The organism is Enterobacter cloacae, from assembly GCF_011078175.1.
Taxonomy (GTDB): Bacteria; Pseudomonadota; Gammaproteobacteria; order Enterobacterales; family Enterobacteriaceae; genus Enterobacter; species Enterobacter cloacae_Q.
In genome coordinates this window covers 29,660-49,582 of the sequence record NZ_JAALCJ010000007.1, presented here as the reverse complement: position 1 = coordinate 49,582, position 19,923 = coordinate 29,660, and the positions used below count along the sequence as shown (strand labels likewise).

The 19,923-nt window shown below is 55.1% G+C and carries 18 protein-coding genes; 14 read left to right on the top strand and 4 right to left on the bottom strand.

The genetic code is table 11. The annotated features are described in order from the left end of the window. Positions 1-64: 64 nt before the first annotated feature. Positions 65-2,326 carry a 5-methyltetrahydropteroyltriglutamate--homocysteine S-methyltransferase gene (gene metE / locus G6Q29_RS15765; RefSeq protein ID WP_165466355.1) on the top strand — a complete coding sequence of 754 codons (2,262 nt, stop codon included), beginning with the start codon at positions 65-67 and terminating at the stop codon, positions 2,324-2,326. 32 nt (positions 2,327-2,358) lie between these two features. Here metE and G6Q29_RS15760 read toward each other — a convergent pair whose 3' ends face one another. Genes G6Q29_RS15760 through G6Q29_RS15750 form a run of 3 tightly spaced genes read right to left on the bottom strand, consistent with a single transcriptional unit; the run spans position 2,359 to position 5,896 of the window. Continuing rightward, on the bottom strand, positions 2,359-3,441 hold the full coding sequence (locus G6Q29_RS15760; RefSeq protein WP_165466354.1) for an ABC transporter ATP-binding protein: 1,083 nt from the start codon (positions 3,439-3,441) through the stop codon (positions 2,359-2,361). Beyond that, on the bottom strand, positions 3,438-4,826 hold the full coding sequence (locus G6Q29_RS15755; RefSeq protein WP_165466353.1) for a phosphomannomutase CpsG: 1,389 nt from the start codon (positions 4,824-4,826) through the stop codon (positions 3,438-3,440). The genes G6Q29_RS15760 and G6Q29_RS15755 overlap by 4 nt, the downstream gene beginning before the upstream one ends. 29 nt (positions 4,827-4,855) lie before the next feature. Beyond that, the gene (locus G6Q29_RS15750; protein WP_165466352.1) at positions 4,856-5,896 is read right to left on the bottom strand and encodes a LacI family DNA-binding transcriptional regulator; all 1,041 of its coding nucleotides are present in this window, start codon (positions 5,894-5,896) and stop codon (positions 4,856-4,858) included. A 186-nt stretch (positions 5,897-6,082) separates the two neighbouring features. Here G6Q29_RS15750 and G6Q29_RS15745 point away from each other — a divergent pair, with 186 nt between their 5' ends. The 5 genes from G6Q29_RS15745 to G6Q29_RS15725 are packed head-to-tail and all read left to right on the top strand — an operon-like array spanning position 6,083 to position 11,711. Beyond that, entirely contained in the window at positions 6,083-7,372 is a 1,290-nt protein-coding gene (locus G6Q29_RS15745) for an ABC transporter substrate-binding protein (RefSeq protein WP_165466351.1), read from the top strand. An 8-nt stretch (positions 7,373-7,380) separates the two neighbouring features. Continuing rightward, positions 7,381-8,247 carry a carbohydrate ABC transporter permease gene (locus G6Q29_RS15740; protein WP_207309803.1) on the top strand — a complete coding sequence of 289 codons (867 nt, stop codon included), beginning with the start codon at positions 7,381-7,383 and terminating at the stop codon, positions 8,245-8,247. Beyond that, entirely contained in the window at positions 8,248-9,075 is an 828-nt protein-coding gene (locus tag G6Q29_RS15735; protein ID WP_165466349.1) for a carbohydrate ABC transporter permease, read from the top strand. Positions 9,076-9,085: 10 nt separating this feature from the next. Further along, positions 9,086-10,669, top strand: a complete 1,584-nt coding sequence (locus G6Q29_RS15730) for an alpha-glucosidase (RefSeq protein WP_165466348.1) — start codon at positions 9,086-9,088, stop codon at positions 10,667-10,669. Next, the gene (locus G6Q29_RS15725; RefSeq protein WP_165466347.1) at positions 10,653-11,711 is read left to right on the top strand and encodes a glycoside hydrolase family 130 protein; all 1,059 of its coding nucleotides are present in this window, start codon (positions 10,653-10,655) and stop codon (positions 11,709-11,711) included. The genes G6Q29_RS15730 and G6Q29_RS15725 overlap by 17 nt, the downstream gene beginning before the upstream one ends. Positions 11,712-11,752: 41 nt before the next feature. Here the strand turns inward: G6Q29_RS15725 and G6Q29_RS15720 are convergent, their stop codons facing one another. Then, positions 11,753-12,556 carry a dienelactone hydrolase family protein gene (locus G6Q29_RS15720; RefSeq protein ID WP_165466346.1) on the bottom strand — a complete coding sequence of 268 codons (804 nt, stop codon included), beginning with the start codon at positions 12,554-12,556 and terminating at the stop codon, positions 11,753-11,755. A gap of 255 nt (positions 12,557-12,811) precedes the next feature. Here G6Q29_RS15720 and udp point away from each other — a divergent pair, with 255 nt between their 5' ends. The 8 genes from udp (at position 12,812) to tatC (ending at position 19,898) form a co-directional block, all read left to right on the top strand. Further along, positions 12,812-13,573: a uridine phosphorylase gene (gene udp / locus G6Q29_RS15715; RefSeq protein WP_003860792.1), complete on the top strand. Its 762-nt coding sequence runs from the start codon at positions 12,812-12,814 to the stop codon at positions 13,571-13,573. Positions 13,574-13,712: 139 nt separating this feature from the next. Further along, complete coding sequence (gene rmuC, locus G6Q29_RS15710; protein ID WP_165466345.1) at positions 13,713-15,170, top strand: DNA recombination protein RmuC; 1,458 nt, start codon at positions 13,713-13,715, stop codon at positions 15,168-15,170. A gap of 66 nt (positions 15,171-15,236) precedes the next feature. Then, positions 15,237-15,992 (top strand): bifunctional demethylmenaquinone methyltransferase/2-methoxy-6-polyprenyl-1,4-benzoquinol methylase UbiE, encoded by a 756-nt coding sequence (ubiE, locus tag G6Q29_RS15705; protein ID WP_032668843.1) that lies wholly within the window; start codon positions 15,237-15,239, stop codon positions 15,990-15,992. Positions 15,993-16,005: 13 nt separating this feature from the next. Beyond that, on the top strand, positions 16,006-16,611 hold the full coding sequence (gene ubiJ, locus G6Q29_RS15700; protein ID WP_165466344.1) for a ubiquinone biosynthesis protein UbiJ: 606 nt from the start codon (positions 16,006-16,008) through the stop codon (positions 16,609-16,611). Beyond that, positions 16,608-18,248, top strand: coding sequence for a ubiquinone biosynthesis regulatory protein kinase UbiB (ubiB, locus tag G6Q29_RS15695; protein WP_165466343.1), 1,641 nt, complete (start codon positions 16,608-16,610; stop codon positions 18,246-18,248). The genes ubiJ and ubiB overlap by 4 nt, the downstream gene beginning before the upstream one ends. Positions 18,249-18,324: 76 nt before the next feature. Beyond that, positions 18,325-18,579, top strand: coding sequence for a Sec-independent protein translocase subunit TatA (gene tatA / locus G6Q29_RS15690; protein ID WP_003860787.1), 255 nt, complete (start codon positions 18,325-18,327; stop codon positions 18,577-18,579). Positions 18,580-18,582: 3 nt separating this feature from the next. Continuing rightward, positions 18,583-19,125 (top strand): Sec-independent protein translocase protein TatB, encoded by a 543-nt coding sequence (tatB, locus tag G6Q29_RS15685; protein WP_165466342.1) that lies wholly within the window; start codon positions 18,583-18,585, stop codon positions 19,123-19,125. A gap of 2 nt (positions 19,126-19,127) precedes the next feature. Next, positions 19,128-19,898 (top strand): Sec-independent protein translocase subunit TatC, encoded by a 771-nt coding sequence (gene tatC, locus G6Q29_RS15680; protein WP_015569997.1) that lies wholly within the window; start codon positions 19,128-19,130, stop codon positions 19,896-19,898. Positions 19,899-19,923: the final 25 nt, after the last annotated feature.

Here is a 19,923-nt window from a genome sequence, read left to right as displayed (position 1 = left end):
CTTTACATTATGGAAGTGTAAACATCTGGACGTCTAAAACGTAAAAATTCACAAGGGGCATACCATGACAATCCGCAATCACACTCTCGGTTTCCCTCGCGTTGGCCTGCGTCGCGAGCTGAAAAAAGCGCAAGAAAGCTACTGGGCGGGTAACGCTACCCGTGAAGAACTGCTGGCCGTGGGACGTGAGCTGCGCGCCCGTCACTGGGATCAGCAAAAGCAGGCGGGCATTGACCTGCTGCCGGTGGGCGATTTCGCCTGGTACGACCATGTTCTGACGACCAGCCTGCTGCTGGGCAACGTGCCGGCTCGTCATCAGAACAACGATGGATCGGTGGATATCGACACCCTTTTCCGCATCGGCCGTGGCCGCGCGCCAACGGGTGAGCCAGCGGCAGCGGCGGAAATGACCAAGTGGTTTAACACCAACTATCACTATATGGTGCCGGAGTTCGTTAAGGGCCAGCAGTTCAGGCTGACCTGGACCCAGCTTCTGGATGAAGTAGACGAAGCACTGGCGCTGGGCCACCAGGTGAAACCGGTGCTGCTGGGGCCGGTCACCTACCTGTGGCTGGGTAAAGTCAAAGGCGAGCCGTTTGACCGCCTCAGCCTGCTGAAGGATATTCTGCCGGTTTATAAGCAAGTGCTGATTGAGCTGGGCAAACGCGGTATTCAGTGGGTGCAAATCGATGAACCGGCGCTGGTGCTTGAGCTGCCGCAGGCGTGGCTGGATGCCTTTAAACCGGCGTATAACGCGCTCACGGGCCAGGTGAAGCTGCTGCTGACCACCTATTTCGAGGGCGTGACGCCAAACCTGAGCACGATTGCCGCGCTGCCGGTTCAGGGCCTGCACGTTGACCTGGTTCACGGCAAAGACGACGTGGCGGAATTGCATAAGCGTCTGCCCGCGGAGTGGTTGCTTTCTGCCGGTCTGGTAAACGGTCGTAACGTCTGGCGTGCCGATCTGACCGAGAAATATGCGCAAATCAAGGATATCGTCAGCAAACGTGAGCTGTGGGTGGCATCCTCGTGCTCGCTGCTGCACAGCCCGATCGATCTGAGCGTGGAGACCCGCCTCGACCCCGAAGTGAAAAGCTGGTTTGCCTTCGCCCTGCAAAAATGTGAAGAGCTGGCGCTGCTGCGCGACGCGCTGAACAGCGGTGACACGGCGGCGATTACCGAATGGAGCGCCCCGATTCAGGCGCGCCGTCATTCGGCACGCGTGCATAACCCGGCAGTGGAAAAACGTCTGGCGGCCATCACCGCGCAGGACAGCCAGCGCCAGAGTCCGTATGAAGTCCGTGCCGAAGCCCAGCGCACCCGCTTCAACCTGCCAGCATGGCCAACCACGACGATCGGCTCTTTCCCGCAAACGACTGAGATCCGCGGCCTGCGTCTGGACTTCAAAAAGGGCAACCTGGATGCGAACCACTACCGCACCGGCATTGCGGAACACATCAAGCAGGCGATTATCGAGCAGGAGCGTTTAGGTCTGGACGTGCTGGTGCACGGCGAGGCCGAGCGTAACGACATGGTGGAATACTTCGGTGAACATCTGGACGGCTTCGTCTTTACCCAGAATGGCTGGGTGCAAAGCTACGGCTCGCGCTGCGTGAAGCCGCCGGTAGTGATCGGTGACGTCAGCCGCCCGGAACCGATCACGGTGGAGTGGGCGAAGTACGCCCAGTCTCTGACCGACAAGCCGGTAAAAGGTATGCTGACGGGGCCTGTGACCATTCTGTGCTGGTCGTTCCCGCGTGAAGACGTATCCCGCGAAACCATCGCCAAACAGATCGCGCTGGCGCTGCGTGATGAGGTGGCGGATTTGGAAGCCGCTGGCATTGGCATCATCCAGATTGACGAACCGGCGCTGCGCGAAGGGTTGCCGCTGCGCCGCAGCGACTGGGATGCGTATCTACAGTGGGGCGTGGAGGCGTTCCGCCTCAACGCGGCCGTCGCGAAGGACGATACGCAGATCCATACCCACATGTGTTACTGCGAATTTAACGACATCATGGACTCCATTGCCGCGCTGGATGCCGACGTGATCACAATCGAGACCTCGCGTTCAGACATGGAACTGCTTGAGTCGTTCGAAGAGTTCGACTACCCGAACGAAATCGGGCCGGGGGTGTACGACATTCACTCCCCGAACGTGCCGAGCGTGGAGTGGATTGAAGCGCTGCTGAAAAAAGCCGCTCAGCGCATTCCGGCAGAGCGCCTGTGGGTGAACCCGGACTGCGGCCTGAAAACCCGCGGCTGGCCTGAAACCCGCGCGGCGCTGGCGAACATGGTGCAGGCGGCACAGAACTTGCGACAAGGATAAGTTCACGCGTTTCTTGCCGCCTGGCATCGCCATCAGGCGGCATTTTCCGACAAGGCCATCCGCTTGCCTGCCGCATCAAAGATATGCAGATGAGCCTCCTGCACGGTCAGCGTAATGCGCTGTTGCGCGGGCAGACTCAGCTGCTGGAAGGATTTCAGACACACGGCGTGCCCCGCCACGTCCAGCCACACCAGGGTCGAATCCCCTTGTAGTTCGCATAGCCGCGTTTTTCCGCTCAGGCTAAAATCCCCCGGCTGCTGATAACGCAGGTGTTCAGGGCGGATCGCGACAAACACCGCCTCCCCCTCCTGAATGCCTGCGGGCTGACGCGAAAGCGGAAAAACGGTATCAGGATCGATATGCAATGCGCCCTGCTGCCAGATAGCGGGTAGCATATTAATTTTTGGCGTACCGATAAATTCGGCCACGAAACGGTTCGCCGGGGTATTGTACAGTTCAAGCGGCGTCCCCGTCTGCTCGATAGTGCCTTTACACATCACTACGATACGGTCCGCCAGCGTCATCGCTTCGACCTGATCGTGCGTGACGTAAATCATGGTGTTTCTCAGGGTATTGTGGAGCTGCTGGATCTCCTGGCGCATTTCAACCCGCAGCGCGGCGTCCAGATTGGAGAGCGGTTCGTCAAAGAGAAATAGCGCGGGCTGCTGGACAATAGAACGACCTATCGCCACGCGCTGGCGCTGGCCGCCGGATAGCTGTTGCGGAAGCCTGTCGAGCAACTCATCCAGCCTGAGCATGGTGGCGGCATGGTTGATGCGCTGCGCAATGTCAGCCTCCGGGGTGCGGATATTGCGCAAGCCAAAGGCGAGGTTCTCCCGCACGGTCATATGCGGATAGAGGGCGTAGGACTGGAAAACCATCGACAGGCTCCGCTTGCCCGCCGCCAGGTGGGTGACATCCTCATCCCCCATCATCAGCATGCCGCTGTCTGGCGCCTCTAACCCCGCAATCATGCGCAGCAGCGTCGATTTCCCACATCCGGAGGGGCCAACGAGAACGATAAATTCCCCTGATGCTATCTCCAGCGACAGATCCGCCACGATGACGTTTTTATCATACTTTTTATGAATATGTCGTAATGACAGAGAGCTCATAATGTCTCCTTAGCCGCTTGCAGGGCAGAAATCAGCATCAGCACTTCATGGGTCTTATGGACAAGCAGGGCGGCATCTCCCCGCGTTTCAACGTTAAGGCGAACCAGCGGCTCGGTATTGGAGGCGCGCAGGTTAAAACGCCAGTCTGCGAAGGCCAGGCTCAGGCCGTCACAATCGTCGCGGCGGGCTGCGGCGGAGGTATAGTGCGTGGCGACGTCCTGGAGGAGGGCAGCCGGATCGTTGACCGTCAGGTTGATCTCGCCAGACACCGGATAGCGGGCCTGCGCGTGGCGCAGCCATTGAGAGAGCGGCAGCGCGGTTGCGCCCAGGATCTGGAGCATCAGGATCAGGGGGATCATGCCGCTATCGCAGTAATTAAAATCGCGAAAATAGTGATGGCCACTCATCTCGCCGCCGTAAATGGCGTCTTCCCTGCGCATCCGGGCTTTGATAAAGGCATGCCCGGTTTTACTGACGATTGCACTACCGCCGCAGCGTGCAACCACGTCGAGCGTGTTCCAGATTAAGCGGGGGTCCAGAATGACGCGGCTGCCGGGATAGCGTTGCAGAAAATGTTCGGCAAACAGTCCCACCAGATAATAGTTTTCAACGTAATCTCCGCGCTCGTCGAAGAAAAAACAGCGATCGAAATCTCCGTCCCAGGCGATGCCAGCATCCGCGTGATGTTCGATGACGGCCAGACGGGTGCTTTGTCGGTTTTCCGCCAGCATGGGGTTAGGTACGCCTGCGGGAAAGCGGCCATCTGGCTGGTGATGAATACGGATAAACTCGACCGGTACGCCCGCACGCGTCAGGCCCTCATCCAGGGCATCCAGCGCCGGACCGGCGGTGCCGTGCCCGGCGTTGACCACCAGGCGTAACGTGCGTTTTAGGGGCGTAGTGAGAAATCGCAGCAGACAGTTCACCCAGGTCGGTCGATTGTCGAAGGGAAAAACGCCTCCACGGCGCACGCAGGGTGGAAAGTGGTTTTGCTCCGCCAGCGCTTTGATCTCCAGCAGGCCGTTGTCATTACTGATTGGACGCGCCTCCAGACCGACCAGCTTAAAGCCGTTGTAATTCGCGGGATTGTGGCTTGCCGTTACCTGGATCCCTCCGTCTGCCCGCAATTCCCGGGTGGCGAAATAGACTTCTTCCGTACCGGTCATGCCCAGGTCGATGACATCGACGCCGCCTGCGGTAAGCCCGTCGATCAGGGCCGTTTTTAGCGCCTCCGAGCTGAGGCGGACATCAGCCCCTACCACCACGCGCCGGGGATGCAGCCAGGCGGCATACGCCCGCCCGATGCGACGCGCAATGTCTCGGGTGAGATTGTCGTCAACGACGCCACGAATGTCATAAGTTTTAAAACACGTCAGTTCATCCATAGTTCACTCTTATTTTAAGCAGGGTTATCTCATGCCGTATCACGCTCGATAAGCTGGTGTTCCAGCACAACGTGGGTGACAGGGCCATTGTTCAGAAGTAGATCAACCGCAATTTCACCTTTACGTTCGGCGTTCTGCGCTACGGTCGTAAGCCCGGGCCCGTCGAGCTGCCGGGCAGTATTGTCGAACCCGGTAATGGCGACCCGGCCGGGTATAGCAAGACGCTGCCGCCGGCAATAATTCACCGCACCGATGGCAAAACGATCGGATAAGCAGATCAGCGCCGTGATCTCAGGGTGTATCGTCAGCAATGCTTCCGCTGCCCTTTCGCCATGCGGCTCATCGTGATGGGTTTCACACAGCCAGCAGTCGCCGAGCGCAATACCGTGCTGTTGAAACGCGTCGTAGCAGGCATTCACGCGGGTAAGCATGAGTTGGTTATCCCCCGTCACTGGGTGCGTCAGAGGACGTATGCCGCGCGCGTTCGGGTGGGAAGGGAAGGCAATAATGCCGAAATGGCGATGACCTTTTTGGATCAGGTAGTGGGTGATATCACGCATGGCGCGCGTGTTATCCACCGACACGCTGCTGAACTGCGGAAGCTGAAAATCGAGCGTCACTACGGGCAGATTGCGGGCCAATGTCTGCTGAATAATGGCGGCGCTGTTATGCGTGGCGTTGAGAATATACCCGTCCACCAGGGTGGTGAGCGATGACGGCCCCTTTTGAAGCGGGATCAGCACCAGATTAATATTACGATCTTCGCAGCGGGTCGCGACGCCGCGCATCAGGCTGACGTCATGCGGATCGATAAAGACATAACTCATGGCATCGTTAAAGATGACGCCGATCGCGCCGGATTTTCCGGTGCGTAATGCCCGGGCGAGTTTATCCGGCCCCTGAAATCCCACCTGATGGGCGCGCCCAAGTATCCTTTCACGTAATTCAGCAGACAGCTTTTCGGGATTATTCCACGCGTTTGATACCGTAGTATGTGAAATACCCATCTCTGCTGCCAGCGATTTAACCGTTACCTTTTTATTCTTTATTTTGCTAAATGATTTTGGCATTTAATATTCACGTAAGTTATTTATGGGGCGTAATTAAATAAACAATAGCGGCTGAGTTTATCGTTAACTATAAATAGTTTTGTGATTTGTTTAACGTTAAACATAAAAAAGGGGTGTTAGCTTACGCACCATTCACAGAGTGCAGCAGTGAGCGATTAACACTTATCGATATCAGGGAGATATAACGTGAGAGTTGCAGAAGCAGCGAAATTAATAGTATCGGTAATACTCCTCTTGTTTCTTACCGGTTGCGGGCCTGACGATAAAAAAGAGGCACAATCCGGAGCGCGTGAAACAATTAAAATGTGGGTTACACCTACCGTCAATGAAGAAGCATTCTGGAGTAAAATAGTTGCGGAATGGAATAAAGACCCTTCCCATATGCCTGTTGAATTCACCGCTATTCCTGCCGCTAACAGTTCAGAAGAAGCGATAATGAACGCGCTGGCATCAGGTACTGAGCCGGATATTTCAACCAATATATTTATTGGTTTTGCCAGCCAGCTTGCGGATGTCGGGCAGATAGAAGATTTATCCAAAATGCCGGGTTTTCAGGAAACGATTCAGAAACGACAAATGACTTCTCTGCTGTCAGCCTGGGAATTAAACGGCAAACAAACGGTGTTGCCGGTATATATCAACCCAATTGTCTGGTGGTGGCGCGGCGATTTACTGAAGCGATACGGTTTTGATCGGGTGCCGGTTCGCTACGACGAGCTTTACACGCTGGCGAAGCGCCGTGCGGCGGATAATCAGGGCTACGTGATACAGCTTACGGCAGGTAAAAACTGGTGGGAGCGCTGGTTCGACTTCATTCCGCTGTTTTACGCTCAGAGCCAGGGCAAGCCGTATCTTGTCGACAAAAAGCCTGCGCTGACTACGCCGGCTGGCGAGGCTGTACTGACCTTCATGGCAAACGTGTTTAACAATAAGTGGAGCAGCTACGACTTCACTTCCGCCGAGGATCCCCTCGCCACGGGGCAGGTTATCGCCTCTGCGCGCGGGCCGTGGGATTTAGCTCGATATCGCAAACAGTATCCGGACATTTTAAAAACGATTCAGATTGGCCCGATGCTGACCGAGACGGGCATTGAACACCCGTATACGTTCGGCGACAGTAAAGGTCTGGCGATCTTCAGTTCCAGCAAGCGCAAGGAGCAGGCCTGGCAGTTTATGCAGTGGGTCTTCAGTAACCCGGAGCATGACCGGCTGTGGCTTGAGCTGACGGGGATGCCGCCCGCGCGCGCGGATTTGATGAGTAATCCGATCTTTGTCAGTTACTTCAAACAAAATCCCCTTGAGAAACAGATTGCCTCCTGGGTGAACGTTGCGCTTCCTCCTGCTGCAACAAACCAGACGACAGAAGTCCAGCGCAGCATGACGCAAATGATTGAGCGCGTGATATTCAAAACCAGTACGCCTGCCGACGCGCTGAAGCAATCTCAGCAGGAAATCAGCGCCCTCGCGGGCCAGTAGGGGGCATGATGGCTGGATATGAATCCCGAACCGGAGGCCTGCTGGCCTCCACCTGGATCGGCTATTCGCTGCTGTTTTGGTTTTATCCTCTTGCCTGGCTGGTTGTGCTTAGCGTGACTCGCTGGCAGTTTATCGGCGTACCGCAATTTACCGGGTTGCAGAATATTATTGGCGTACTGAACGATACGTTATTCTGGACATCCATGTGGAACATCTGCCGCTTTTTAATGTGGTATATCCCGATCGTGTTTATTACTGCTCTGCTTTTTGCCGCCGGGTTACGCAGAATCCACTATGGTCGGGGGTTTATTGCCTTAAGTTTTTTACTGGCAAATATCTCGTCAGGGGTGGCGTACTCGATTGTCTTTTCGCGCCTGTTTAATGAGTATGGCCCGATTAACCGAATATTGTCTTCATGGTTTGGGATTTCCGTGCCGTGGTTTACCAACCCTGACTGCGCAATGCTCTCTATTGCGCTTATCGTGACCTGGAAGTTTGTCGGCTATTACGGATTAATTCTCTATTCCGGCATGCAGGCTATTCCGGCCGATATTTACAGTGCGGCCATTCTCGATAAAACCGGGCGTTTTCAAAAAGGGTGGGCAATAACGTTACCGATGATGAATCCGCAAATTGTGATGGTTATGGTGCTGGCTATTACGGTGGCGTTCAGTATTTTTACAGAGCCGTATTTAATTACTGGCGGCGGGCCACTGAACAGTACCACCAGCCCCATGGTGGTGATGTACGAAGCCGCGTTTCAAAATATGAAACCCACCTGGGCTGCTGCCATGTCGATTATTGTCGCTGCCTGTAGTTTCCTGATGATTTGGCTATTTCGTCGGTTATTCGAAAAGCACATTGAGATTGTATGAATGAAAAAACTCACGCCCCTGAGCCTGCTAATTCATGCGCTAATGTTTATTCTGGCGCTAAGCTGGCTCTATCCGTTCGTCTGGATGGTGGTGTCATCCCTGAAGCCCACGGTGCAGATTTACACCACGGATCTCTTTTCGGGCACGCTGACGCTCGAAAATTACACCTTCCTATTCGATAACAGCAACCGGGCAGATAAACCCTTTCTGCGCACGCTGTTTAACTCGCTTTTCGTTTCTGTCACCGTGACCGCGAGCGTGACTGTCACCTCCATGCTGGTGGGCTATGCGCTGGCAAAAACGGAATTCAGGGGCAAAAACGCTTTCCGTAATCTGTTGATTGTGCAGATGGTTTTCCCGGTGTTTATGTTCATCATTCCGCAGTTTGTGCTGATGCGTGAGCTGGGGCTGATCAACCGCTACAGTGCCATGATCCTGCCTTATGCGATGAGCGCCTGGGGGATCTTTATGGTATCTCAGAGCTTCAAGGGCACGCCCAACGATTACCTGTACGCCGCGCGTCTGGATCATGCCAGCCTGTGGGCCATTCTGCGCCACGTCATGATGCCGCTGAACAAGTCTATTCTGGCGATCGTTGCGTTATTTACCTTCTCAAGCTCGTGGGACAACTTCCTCTGGCCGCTGATTGTCATGCGCGATGCCGACAAAATGCCGTTTTCGGTGCTGCTGGCCACCTTCAGTAAATCCTACGGCGTTTATCTGGGGCCGGTGATGGCGGGTGCCGTGGTGCAAATGCTGCCGGTCATCGTGCTGTTCATCCTGTTCCGGAAATATTTCCTTCAGGGCATGTCGTTATCACTGAAATAAGGAACGTACGGTGAATAAACAATCCTGGTGGCAGGCCTGCACCTGCTACCAAATTTATCTGCCCTCGTTTTGCGATGGCAACGGCGACGGGCTGGGTGATTTCCCCGGCCTGCTCTCAAAAGTGGATTACCTGAGCGCGTTAGGTATCGGTGCTATCTGGATCACGCCGTTTTATCCCTCTCCTCTGGTGGATAACGGGTATGACATCAGCGATTACTGTGCCGTCGATCCACGGTTCGGCACTCTGGACGATTTTCGCGATGTCGTTCATCGCTGCCATGAAAAGGGGATCCGCGTCATTATCGACCTGGTGCTGAATCATGTCTCTTCGCAGCATCCGTGGTTTCAGGATGCCTGGAATAATCCCGCAAGCCGCTATCGGGACTATTTTCTTTTCAGCGCGCACCCTAACAACTGGGAGTCCTTTTTTTCCGGCAGCGCCTGGAGCCCGGAACCGGACACTGGCGAGTTTTACTACCATAAATTCGCGCCAGAGCAGGTGGATTTAAACTGGGCGAACCCCGCGGTTGAACAGGAAATGTTTCAGGTGATTGATTTCTGGCAGGCGCTGGGGGTCGATGGCTTCCGCTTCGACGTGATTAACTTCCTCAGCACTCGTGGCATCGGGCCTGATAACCCGGAGAAAGCGGGAGTACAACAGCATGAACATGACGTGAACCAGCCGGGGCTTATCGGCACGCTGCAACGCCTGTGTCAGCATGCCAGGCAGCAACGCGATGTTTTCCTGATCGGCGAAATTGGCAGCGAGGAGAGGGAAATCCTGGCGCGTTATCAGGCTCCGTCGCTGATGGACGTGGTTTTTAACTTCAATATTGGCAGCCAGAAAACCTTCGATGCGGCACGCCTGTGCGACGAGATCAACGCCACGCTGGCGCTGCATTCTGGCCTGCCGACGCTGTTTTTTTCCAGTCACGATATGCCACGCATGATTAACCGCTTCGGTGAAGGCCCGCACGACACCGCCCGGGCGTTGGCAGTCCTGGCGCTACAGCTAACCGTGCGCGGCGTGCCGTTTATTTTTCAGGGCGAGGAGTTGGGTATGCCTGACTATGTGCCTCAAACGGTCGATCAGATTTATGATATTCAGGGAAAAACCTACTACGACACGGCAATACGGCAGGGATGCAGTGCCGCCGACGCGCTGGCGCAGGCCATTGAACATTCCCGGGATGGGTCCCGCGCCCCTTTCCTCTGGCGCGACGCCCCGTTTGCAGGTTTTTCCATCCGCATGCCGTGGATGCCCGTCAGTCAGGACTATCCCTTCCTCAATGCCGAACAGCAGATATCGACGCCCGGATCGTTGTGGCGTCAGTACCAGACCTTTATTGCGCTTCGGGCCGCCATCGGGGCGCTACAGCATGGAGAGTGCAGCCCACTGACACGCCATAAGGCGTGCGTCTGGTTTACCCGAACGACGCCGCGGGAGCAGGTCTGGGTGGCCGTGAATTTTGGCCAGCCGGTACAAAACCCCTTGTGGGCTATTGAAGGGGATGTCCTGTACGGGCAAAACGCGCCGCAGCTGGACAAAAATCAAATTCTGATAAAAAGGAGTGTATATGAAGAGACACGGTAATAATCCGTTGATCGCCCCGCGCGACGTGGTGCCTTCTCTGCCAGGACGGAAAGTGGAGTGCGTCTTTAACGCCGGGGTAACGGAATATCACGGAGAGATTATCCTGCTGCTTCGGGTCGCCGAGAGCGTGATAAATGATGACCCACAGAAGATCGTCGTGCCGCTACTGGTACAGCAATCTGGCGGCTGGCAGCCGGCGACAAAAACGTTCGACCGCAACGACCCGCGCTATGATTTTAGCGACCCGCGTACCATTGTGCTGAAAAGCGACCCGGCTCAGGTCTGGCTGACGTCAATGTCCCACCTGCGCCTGGCGCGAAGCCAGGACGGTATAAATTTCACCATCGATGAACAGCCGTTTATTACCGCCGACAGCCGCTATGAGGAATTTGGCTGCGAAGATGCGCGCATTACCCTGATTGAAGATGTCTGGTACATCAACTACTCCGCCGTGTCATCGTTGGGTATCTCCACCGCGCTGGCGACCACCGTTGATTTTGTCTCCGTCGAGAAGAAAGGGCTGATTTTCTGCCCTGATAATCGCGACGTTTGTTTTTTCCCGGAGAAGGTTGGCGGATCGTTCCGGGCGCTTACACGGCCCGCGCCCTGCCATTTTGGCCACCCGGAAATCTGGATCTGCGAATCACCCGATATGTTGCACTGGGGAAACCACCGGCATCTGCTGGGGCGCTCGGGAGACGAATGGGATGCGCTGAAGTCGGGCGGCGGCGCACCGCTGATCAAGACTGCGCGCGGCTGGCTGGAAATTTATCACGGCGTGGACGAAAGCCAGCGTTACTGCCTGGGCGCTCTGCTTCTGGATCTTAATGACCCACTCACCCTCATCGCCAAATCTTCCGTACCACTGCTGGAGCCGAGTGCGCCCTATGAACGTGAAGGCTTTTTCGGTAACGTCGTCTTTACCTGCGGGGCGCTGGTGCGTAATGACACGCTGCATATCTGGTATGGCGCGGCGGATGAGTGTATCGCGCTGGCCACGCTGCCGATGGACGATCTGTGGAAACATCTTGGCCTGAATTAAGGCCTGACGCAGCCCCGCCTCTTGCCGGGGCTGCAAAGCATTCACTTCTTCCCGCCGTACTGGCTAAACCACGCCAGCATCCTCTGCCAGCCATCTTTCGCCGATTCCGCGTGGTAGCTCGGACGGTAATCCGCGTTAAACGCATGTCCGGCGTCCGGATATACCACGATCTCCGCTTTGGCATTGGCGGCCCGCAGCGCGTGGCGCATAGTCTCGACGGTATCCAGCGGAATGCCGGTGTCCTGTCCGCCATAAAGTCCTAACACGGGCGCATTTAAATCCGTGGCGATATCAACAGGCTGCTTCGGTGAGTTTAGTGTTTTTTCGCCCACCAATTTACCGTACCAGGCGACAGCGGCCTTGAGCTGCGGGTTATGCGCAGCATACAGCCAGCTAATGCGTCCGCCCCAGCAGAAGCCGGTCACCATCAGACGGTGCGGATCGCCGCCGTTACGCGCCGCCCAGCTGGCAACGTGGTCGAGATCGGCCAGTACTTGCGCGTCCGGGACTTTGCTGACCAGATTGCTGAACAGCGTCGGGATATCGCTGAAGTCATTTGGATCGCCCTGACGAAAATAGAGTTCTGGCGCAACGGCCAGATAGCCTTCCTGCGCCAGGCGGCGGCAGATATCGCGAATATGTTCGTGAACGCCGAAAATCTCCTGAACCACAATCACGATGGGCAGCGGGCCGTCTGCCATCTTTGGTCGCGCGTGATAGGCAGGCATATTTTCCCCCTGAGAGGGAATGGAGGTCTCGCCTGCGGTAATGGCCTCTTCTGAGGTTGAGACGATGGTTGAAGCATGCGGAGCCGCAGCAGGTGCAAATCCGGTTTTTTCAGTCATGGCATTCTCCGTACCAATGAGTTAGCGCAAAGGTAAATATAGACACCAGGTTAACAACCCACAGTGCCTTAAACGGTCTATCTTTTGTGCAGCACCTGGCGATATAACTTGTTAATGTGATGTGAATCACTTTTTTATGGAAATACAATGCAATCATTTTCATTCATGGTGAGGTATGTCACGAAATTATGCTTACCGCTTCTGTAAAGTACCGTTTTACTTCTTCTGACTAACCGACCCACAGAGGAGTCACCTATGTCTAAGTCTGATGTTTTTCATCTCGGCCTCACTAAAAACGATTTACAAGGGGCTACGCTCGCTATCGTCCCTGGCGATCCGGAGCGTGTGGAAAAGATCGCCGCGCTGATGGATAAGCCGGTCAAGCTGGCGGCCCATCGTGAATTTACCACCTGGCGCGCAGAGCTGGATGGCAAGGCGGTGATTGTGTGCTCTACCGGTATCGGTGGTCCGTCTACCTCAATCGCCGTTGAAGAGCTGGCGCAGCTGGGCATTCGTACTTTCCTGCGTATCGGCACCACGGGCGCCATTCAGCCGCACATCAATGTGGGTGACGTACTGGTTACCACCGCATCCGTGCGTCTGGACGGGGCAAGCCTGCACTTTGCACCGATGGAGTTCCCGGCGGTAGCCGACTTCGAATGCACCACCGCGCTGGTTGAGGCCGCGAAATCCGTGGGCGCAACTACCCACGTGGGCGTAACCGCTTCCTCTGACACCTTCTACCCAGGGCAGGAGCGTTACGACACCTTCTCCGGCCGCGTAGTGAGCCGCTTCAAAGGTTCAATGGAAGAGTGGCAGTCCATGGGCGTCATGAACTACGAAATGGAATCTGCAACGCTGCTGACCATGTGCGCAAGCCAGGGGCTGCGTGCCGGTATGGTGGCGGGCGTTATCGTCAACCGTACCCAGCAGGAGATCCCGAACGCCGAAACCATGAAGCAGACCGAAAGCCATGCGGTGAAAATCGTGGTGGAAGCGGCTCGTCGTCTGATCTAATTCTCCCTTCCCAAATTAAAGGCCGACGCGTTCGGCCTTTATTTTTTGCGTAGCGCTTCGCAGGAAAACCCTTTCAAACTGGACGTTTATACAGCACAATTCTATTTTGTGCGGGTAATACGTTGATGCAGGGGGCATTGTGGATATCTCAATCCTGATTTATTCGGTGATTGCGCTGGCGGGCGTTGCGATTGGCTGGCTGATTTCCAGCTACCAGCATGCCCAGCAGAAAGCCGAACAGCTGGCAGAGCGCGAAGAGATCGTTGCCGAACTCAGCGCGACGAAACAACAGCTTGCGCTGAATGACCACTGGCGCGACGAGTGCGAACTGCTTAATAACGAGCTGCGCAACCTGCGTGATATCAATACCTCGCTCGAGGCCGATCTCCGTGAAGTAACCACCCGCCTTGAATCCACCCAACTGCATGCGGAAGACAAAATCCGCCAGATGATCAACAGCGAGCAGCGCCTTAGCGAGCAGTTTGAGAATCTCGCCAATCGCATTTTTGAGCACAGCAACCGCCGCGTTGACGAACAGAACCGCCAGAGCCTGAACAGCCTGCTGACGCCGTTGCGCGAACAGCTCGATGGTTTTCGCCGTCAGGTACAGGACAGCTTTGGTCAGGAGGCCCGCGAGCGCCACACGCTGGCGCATGAAATTCGTAACCTCCAGCAGCTGAATGCCCAGATGGCGCAGGAGGCGGTTAACCTGACGCGCGCACTGAAAGGTGATAACAAAGCGCAGGGAAACTGGGGCGAAGTGGTCATGACGCGCGTGCTGGAGGCTTCTGGTCTGCGCGAAGGATACGAATACGAAACGCAGGTCAGCATTGAGAGCGATGCGCGCTCGCGAATGCAGCCGGATGTCATTGTTCGTCTGCCGCAGGGCAAAGATGTGGTCATCGACGCCAAAATGACGCTGGTGGCCTATGAGCGCTACTTCAACGCAGACGATGACTACACCCGCGAAACCGCGTTGCAGGAGCACATCGCCTCCGTGCGTAACCATATCCGTCTGTTGGGCAGAAAAGATTATCAGCAACTGCCGGGGCTGCGATCGCTGGATTATGTGCTGATGTTCATTCCGGTCGAGCCTGCCTTCCTGCTGGCGCTCGACAGACAACCCGAACTGATCACCGAAGCGTTGAAAAATAACATTATGCTGGTCAGTCCCACCACGCTGCTGGTGGCGTTACGGACCATTGCCAACCTATGGCGCTATGAGCACCAAAGCCGTAACGCGCAGCAAATTGCCGATCGCGCCAGCAAGCTGTACGACAAAATGCGGCTGTTCGTGGACGATATGTCCTCGGTGGGGCAAAGCCTGGATCGCGCGCAGGATAACTACCGCCAGGCGATGAAAAAACTCTCCTCCGGGCGCGGTAATTTGCTGGCGCAGGCGGAGGCGTTTCGCAGCCTGGGGGTGGAAGTGAAACGCGAGATTAATCCGGAACTGGTGGAGCAGGCTACCGCTCAGGATGAAGAGTTTCGTCTTCGCGAAGGCGACGCTGAACAAAAGACCCGCAATGAAGACAACGATTTAGCAGCGAATTTAACGCCCGACGCCCAGCCGGCGCATTTCTTTCACGGTAGTTGAAACGTAGGGCAAATGCGCCCAATCTGTTACACTTCTCGAACATTTGACTGATTAGCAGGCTCTGAGATGGTTGACGATTCACAAGACACAACGCACTTTGGCTTTCAGACTGTCGCCAAAGCGCAGAAAGCTGACATGGTGGCCCACGTATTTCATTCCGTGGCGGCGAAGTACGATGTGATGAATGATTTAATGTCATTCGGCATTCATCGCTTGTGGAAACGCTTCACCATTGATTGCAGCGGTGTGCGCCGTGGACAAACGGTGCTGGATTTAGCCGGAGGAACAGGCGATCTTACCGCAAAATTCTCCCGTCTGGTTGGCGAAAACGGACGTGTGGTGCTGGCGGATATTAACGACTCCATGCTGAAAATGGGACGCGAAAAACTGCGTAATATCGGCGTAGTAGGAAATGTTGAATATGTTCAGGCGAACGCCGAAGCGCTGCCGTTCCCGGACAATACGTTCGACTGCATTACCATCTCTTTCGGTCTGCGTAACGTGACCGATAAAGATAAAGCGTTGCGCTCTATGTACCGCGTGCTGAAGCCGGGCGGACGTCTGCTGGTGCTCGAGTTTTCTAAACCGATTATCGACCCGCTGAGTAAAGCTTACGATGCTTATTCCTTCCACGTCCTGCCGCGCATTGGCGAGCTGGTAGCGAACGATGCAGAAAGTTACCGTTATCTGGCGGAATCCATCCGTATGCACCCGGATCAGGACACGTTGAAAGCGATGATGCAGGATGCGGAGTTTGAGAACGTGGAATACTTCAATATGACGGCGGGTGTCGTCGCGCTGCATCGTGGTTACAAGTTCTGAGTGGAGGTTTCCCGTGCCCATTAAACCCTTAGTCACCGCAGGCATCGAGAATGTACTGAATGCCTTTCTGTATCGCGCTCCGGCGTTGAAAACCGCACGTCAGCGGCTTAACGGAAAGGTACTGCGCATCGTTTTAAAAGAGTTCTCGACGCCGCTTGTGCTGGTTTTCAGCGAACGCCAGCTTGACGTTCTGGGGGAGTGGGAAGGCGAGGCGGACTGCTCGGTAATTACGCATATGAGCGTTTTGCCAAAACTGCGTGACCGTCAGCAGATGACGGCGCTTATTCGCAGCGGTGAACTGGAGGTCGAAGGCGATATTCAGGTGGTCCAGAATTTCGTTGCACTCAGCGATCAGGCTGAATTTGACCCGGCGGAACTGCTGGCGCCGTTTATCGGCGACATCGCGGCTGAAGGGATAAGCAAAACGCTGCGCACGGGTTCCGCTTTCCTGCGTAAAGGTCTGCTCCGTCAACAGCGCTATGCTGCCGAGGTGCTGACCGAAGAGTGGCGTATGGCGCCGGGGCCTTTAGAAGCCGCCTGGTTTGCAGAAGAGACCGCGGCAGTTGAGCGCGCAGTTGATGCGTTAACCAAACGGCTGGAAAAACTGGAGGGCAAATGACGCCAGGTGAAATTCGGCGCCTCTATTTTATCGTTCGCACCTTTTTGAGCTACGGGCTCGACGAGCTTATTCCCAGAATGCGTATCACCCTGCCGCTTCGGCTTTGGCGGCGCACGCTATTCTGGATGCCGAATCGCCATAAGGATCAGGAGCTGGGTGCACGCCTGCGTCTTGCGTTGCAGGAGCTGGGCCCGGTCTGGATCAAGTTTGGGCAGATGCTCTCAACACGTCGCGATCTTTTCCCGCCGCAGATTGCCGATCAGCTCGCGCTGTTGCAGGATCGCGTCGCTCCGTTTGATGGCGAGAGAGCAAAAAAACAAATCGAAGAAGCGATGGGCAATATCCCCATCGAGACCTGGTTTGATGATTTCGACATTCAGCCTCTGGCCTCTGCCTCTATTGCGCAGGTTCACACCGCGCGCCTGAAAGAGAATGGCAAAGAGGTGGTCATTAAAGTGATTCGCCCGGATATCTTGCCTGTTATCAGAGCCGACATGAAGCTGATCTATCGTCTGGCTCGCTGGGTGCCGCGCCTGTTGCCGGATGGCCGCCGTCTGCGTCCGCTGGAAGTGGTGCGGGAGTATGAAAAAACGCTGATTGACGAACTTAACCTGTTGCGCGAATCGGCGAACGCCATTCAGCTGCGTCGGAACTTTGAAGACAGCCCGATGCTATATGTTCCTGAAGTCTATTCTGACTATTGCAGTCAGAACATGATGGTGATGGAACGTATCTATGGTATTCCGGTTTCGGACGTGGTGGCGCTGGAAAAACAGGGCACCAACATGAAGCTGCTGGCCGAGCGCGGCGTGCAGGTCTTCTTCACACAGGTTTTCCGCGACAGCTTCTTCCATGCGGATATGCACCCTGGCAATATTTTCGTCAGCTATGAGCACCCGGAAGATCCGAAATACATCGGCATCGACTGCGGAATTGTCGGTTCGCTGAATAAAGAAGATAAACGTTATCTCGCCGAGAACTTTATCGCGTTCTTCAACCGCGACTACCGTAAGGTGGCCGAGCTGCACGTGGATTCAGGCTGGGTTCCACCAGATACCAACGTGGAAGAGTTTGAATTTGCGATCCGCACCGTCTGTGAGCCGATTTTTGAAAAGCCGCTCTCGGAGATCTCGTTCGGACATGTTCTGCTCAACCTGTTCAACACCGCACGCCGTTTCAATATGGAAGTGCAGCCACAGTTAGTTTTACTCCAGAAAACATTACTTTACGTTGAGGGCGTAGGCCGCCAGCTCTATCCTCAGTTAGACTTGTGGAAAACGGCGAAACCGTTCCTCGAATCCTGGATTAAGGATCAGGTCGGTATTCCTGCGCTGATTCGCTCGCTTAAAGAGAAAGGCCCGTTCTGGATTGAAAAAATGCCTGAAATTCCTGAACTGGTTTACGACAGTTTGCGTCAGAGCAAGAACCTTCAGCACAGCATGGATAAAATCGCGCACGAGCTTCAATCCAGTCGCGTGCGTCAGGGGCAGTCCCGCTATCTCTTCGGAATTGGCGCGACGCTGCTGATAAGCGGCACGTTGCTGTTGATCAATCGTCCGGACTGGGAAATGATGCCAGCCTGGATTATGGCTGCCGGTGTGGTTGTCTGGCTTGCTGGCTGGCGAAAAACGCGCTGAATTAGCGTCGCTATCGAGGGATTGCATACGTATAATGCGATCTGACTAATTAATCATCTATCACTGGGGAACACGCATGGGTGGTATCAGTATCTGGCAGTTAGTGATCATTGCCGTCATCGTTGTGCTGCTGTTTGGCACGAAAAAACTCGGATCGATTGGTTCCGACCTGGGCGCGTCAATCAAAGGCTTCAAGAAAGCCATGAGCGATGATGAGAATAAGCAGGAAAAAACCAGTCAGGATGCTGATTTTACCGCTAAATCTATCGCCGATAAGCAGGACGAAGCCAAAAAGGAAGAGGCTAAACGTCACGATAAAGAGCAGGTGTAATTCGTGTTCGACATTGGTTTTGGTGAGTTACTGCTGGTCTTTGTGATTGGTCTGATTGTGTTGGGGCCGCAGCGTTTACCCGTTGCGGTGAAAACCGTCGTGGGCTGGGTGCGAGCGCTTCGCTCGCTGGCAACGACCGTGCAGAACGAGCTGGCGCAGGAGCTGAAGCTTCAGGAATTTCAGGACAGCCTGAAAAAGGTTGAAAAGGCGAGCATGGACAACCTGACGCCGGAACTGAAGGCCTCAATGGACGAGCTGCGCGAAGCGGCTGAATCCATGAAGCGCTCTTACAGCATTAACGATCCTGAGAAAGCGAGCGATGAAGCAAACACCATCCATAATCCGGTGGTAAAAGGCAGCGAAGAGCAGCGTGAAGGTGTGACGCCTTCCAGCGCAGAGCATCAGGCTGCTTCGCCAGAGCAAACGCCGCAGGAGCCCGAAGTGAAAAAGCAACTGTCGCCGGAAGAGCCCGTGGTCAAAACGGCTGAGGTAAAACCCGCCGCGCCCGTTTCCGAATCATCCCCCTCGTCGAGTGATAAAGCGTAAACATGGCAGTAGATGATACTCAACCGCTCATTACACACCTCATTGAGCTGCGTAAGCGCCTGTTAAACTGCATCATTGCGGTTTTCCTCATTTTTTTATGTCTGGTCTATTTTGCCAACGATATCTATCAGGTGGTTTCTGCGCCGCTGATTAAACAGATGCCGCTGGGCGCGACGATGATTGCGACGGACGTTGCCTCGCCATTCTTTACACCTATTAAGCTGACCTTCTGGGTGTCGTTGATTGCCTCTGCGCCGGTCATTTTGTATCAGGTCTGGGCATTTGTGGCGCCCGCCCTGTACAAGCATGAACGCAAGCTGGTTATTCCTCTGCTGGTGTCCAGTTCGTTGCTGTTTTATATCGGCATGGCGTTTGCCTATTTCGTTGTCTTCCCGCTGGCCTTTGGCTTCCTGACGCATACCGCGCCAGAAGGGGTACAGGTATCGACGGATATCGCCAGCTACCTCAGCTTTGTCATGGCGCTGTTCATGGCCTTTGGTGTCGCCTTTGAGGTGCCCGTAGCGATTGTCCTGCTCTGCTGGGTCGGCGTGACCACGCCTGACGATCTGCGTAAGAAGCGCCCCTATATCCTGGTGGGGGCATTTGTCGTGGGTATGCTGTTAACGCCACCGGACGTCTTCTCGCAAACCTTACTGGCGATACCCATGTACTGCCTGTTTGAAGTCGGCGTATTCTTTGCTCGTTTCTACGTGGGAAAGGGGCGTACCCGGGACGAAGAAGACGAGCCGTCTGAAGAGACCACTAAAGAATAAAACCAACCGCCCGTCAGGGCGGTTG

Bases quoted from the DNA above. Each gene is read 5' to 3' on its own strand.
- metE (WP_165466355.1), top strand. From the start codon at position 65: ATGACAATCCGCAATCACACTCTCGGTTTCCCTCGCGTTGGCCTGCGT.
- tatA (WP_003860787.1), top strand. From the start codon at position 18,325: ATGGGTGGTATCAGTATCTGGCAGTTAGTGATCATTGCCGTCATCGTT.
- tatC (WP_015569997.1), top strand. From the start codon at position 19,128: ATGGCAGTAGATGATACTCAACCGCTCATTACACACCTCATTGAGCTG.
- G6Q29_RS15740 (WP_207309803.1), top strand. From the start codon at position 7,381: ATGGCTGGATATGAATCCCGAACCGGAGGCCTGCTGGCCTCCACCTGG.
- udp (WP_003860792.1), top strand. From the start codon at position 12,812: ATGTCTAAGTCTGATGTTTTTCATCTCGGCCTCACTAAAAACGATTTA.
- ubiE (WP_032668843.1), top strand. From the start codon at position 15,237: ATGGTTGACGATTCACAAGACACAACGCACTTTGGCTTTCAGACTGTC.
- G6Q29_RS15720 (WP_165466346.1), bottom strand. From the start codon at position 12,556: ATGACTGAAAAAACCGGATTTGCACCTGCTGCGGCTCCGCATGCTTCA.
- G6Q29_RS15755 (WP_165466353.1), bottom strand. From the start codon at position 4,826: ATGGATGAACTGACGTGTTTTAAAACTTATGACATTCGTGGCGTCGTT.
- ubiB (WP_165466343.1), top strand. From the start codon at position 16,608: ATGACGCCAGGTGAAATTCGGCGCCTCTATTTTATCGTTCGCACCTTT.
- G6Q29_RS15735 (WP_165466349.1), top strand. From the start codon at position 8,248: ATGAAAAAACTCACGCCCCTGAGCCTGCTAATTCATGCGCTAATGTTT.
- G6Q29_RS15750 (WP_165466352.1), bottom strand. From the start codon at position 5,896: ATGCCAAAATCATTTAGCAAAATAAAGAATAAAAAGGTAACGGTTAAA.
- G6Q29_RS15760 (WP_165466354.1), bottom strand. From the start codon at position 3,441: ATGAGCTCTCTGTCATTACGACATATTCATAAAAAGTATGATAAAAAC.
- G6Q29_RS15725 (WP_165466347.1), top strand. From the start codon at position 10,653: ATGAAGAGACACGGTAATAATCCGTTGATCGCCCCGCGCGACGTGGTG.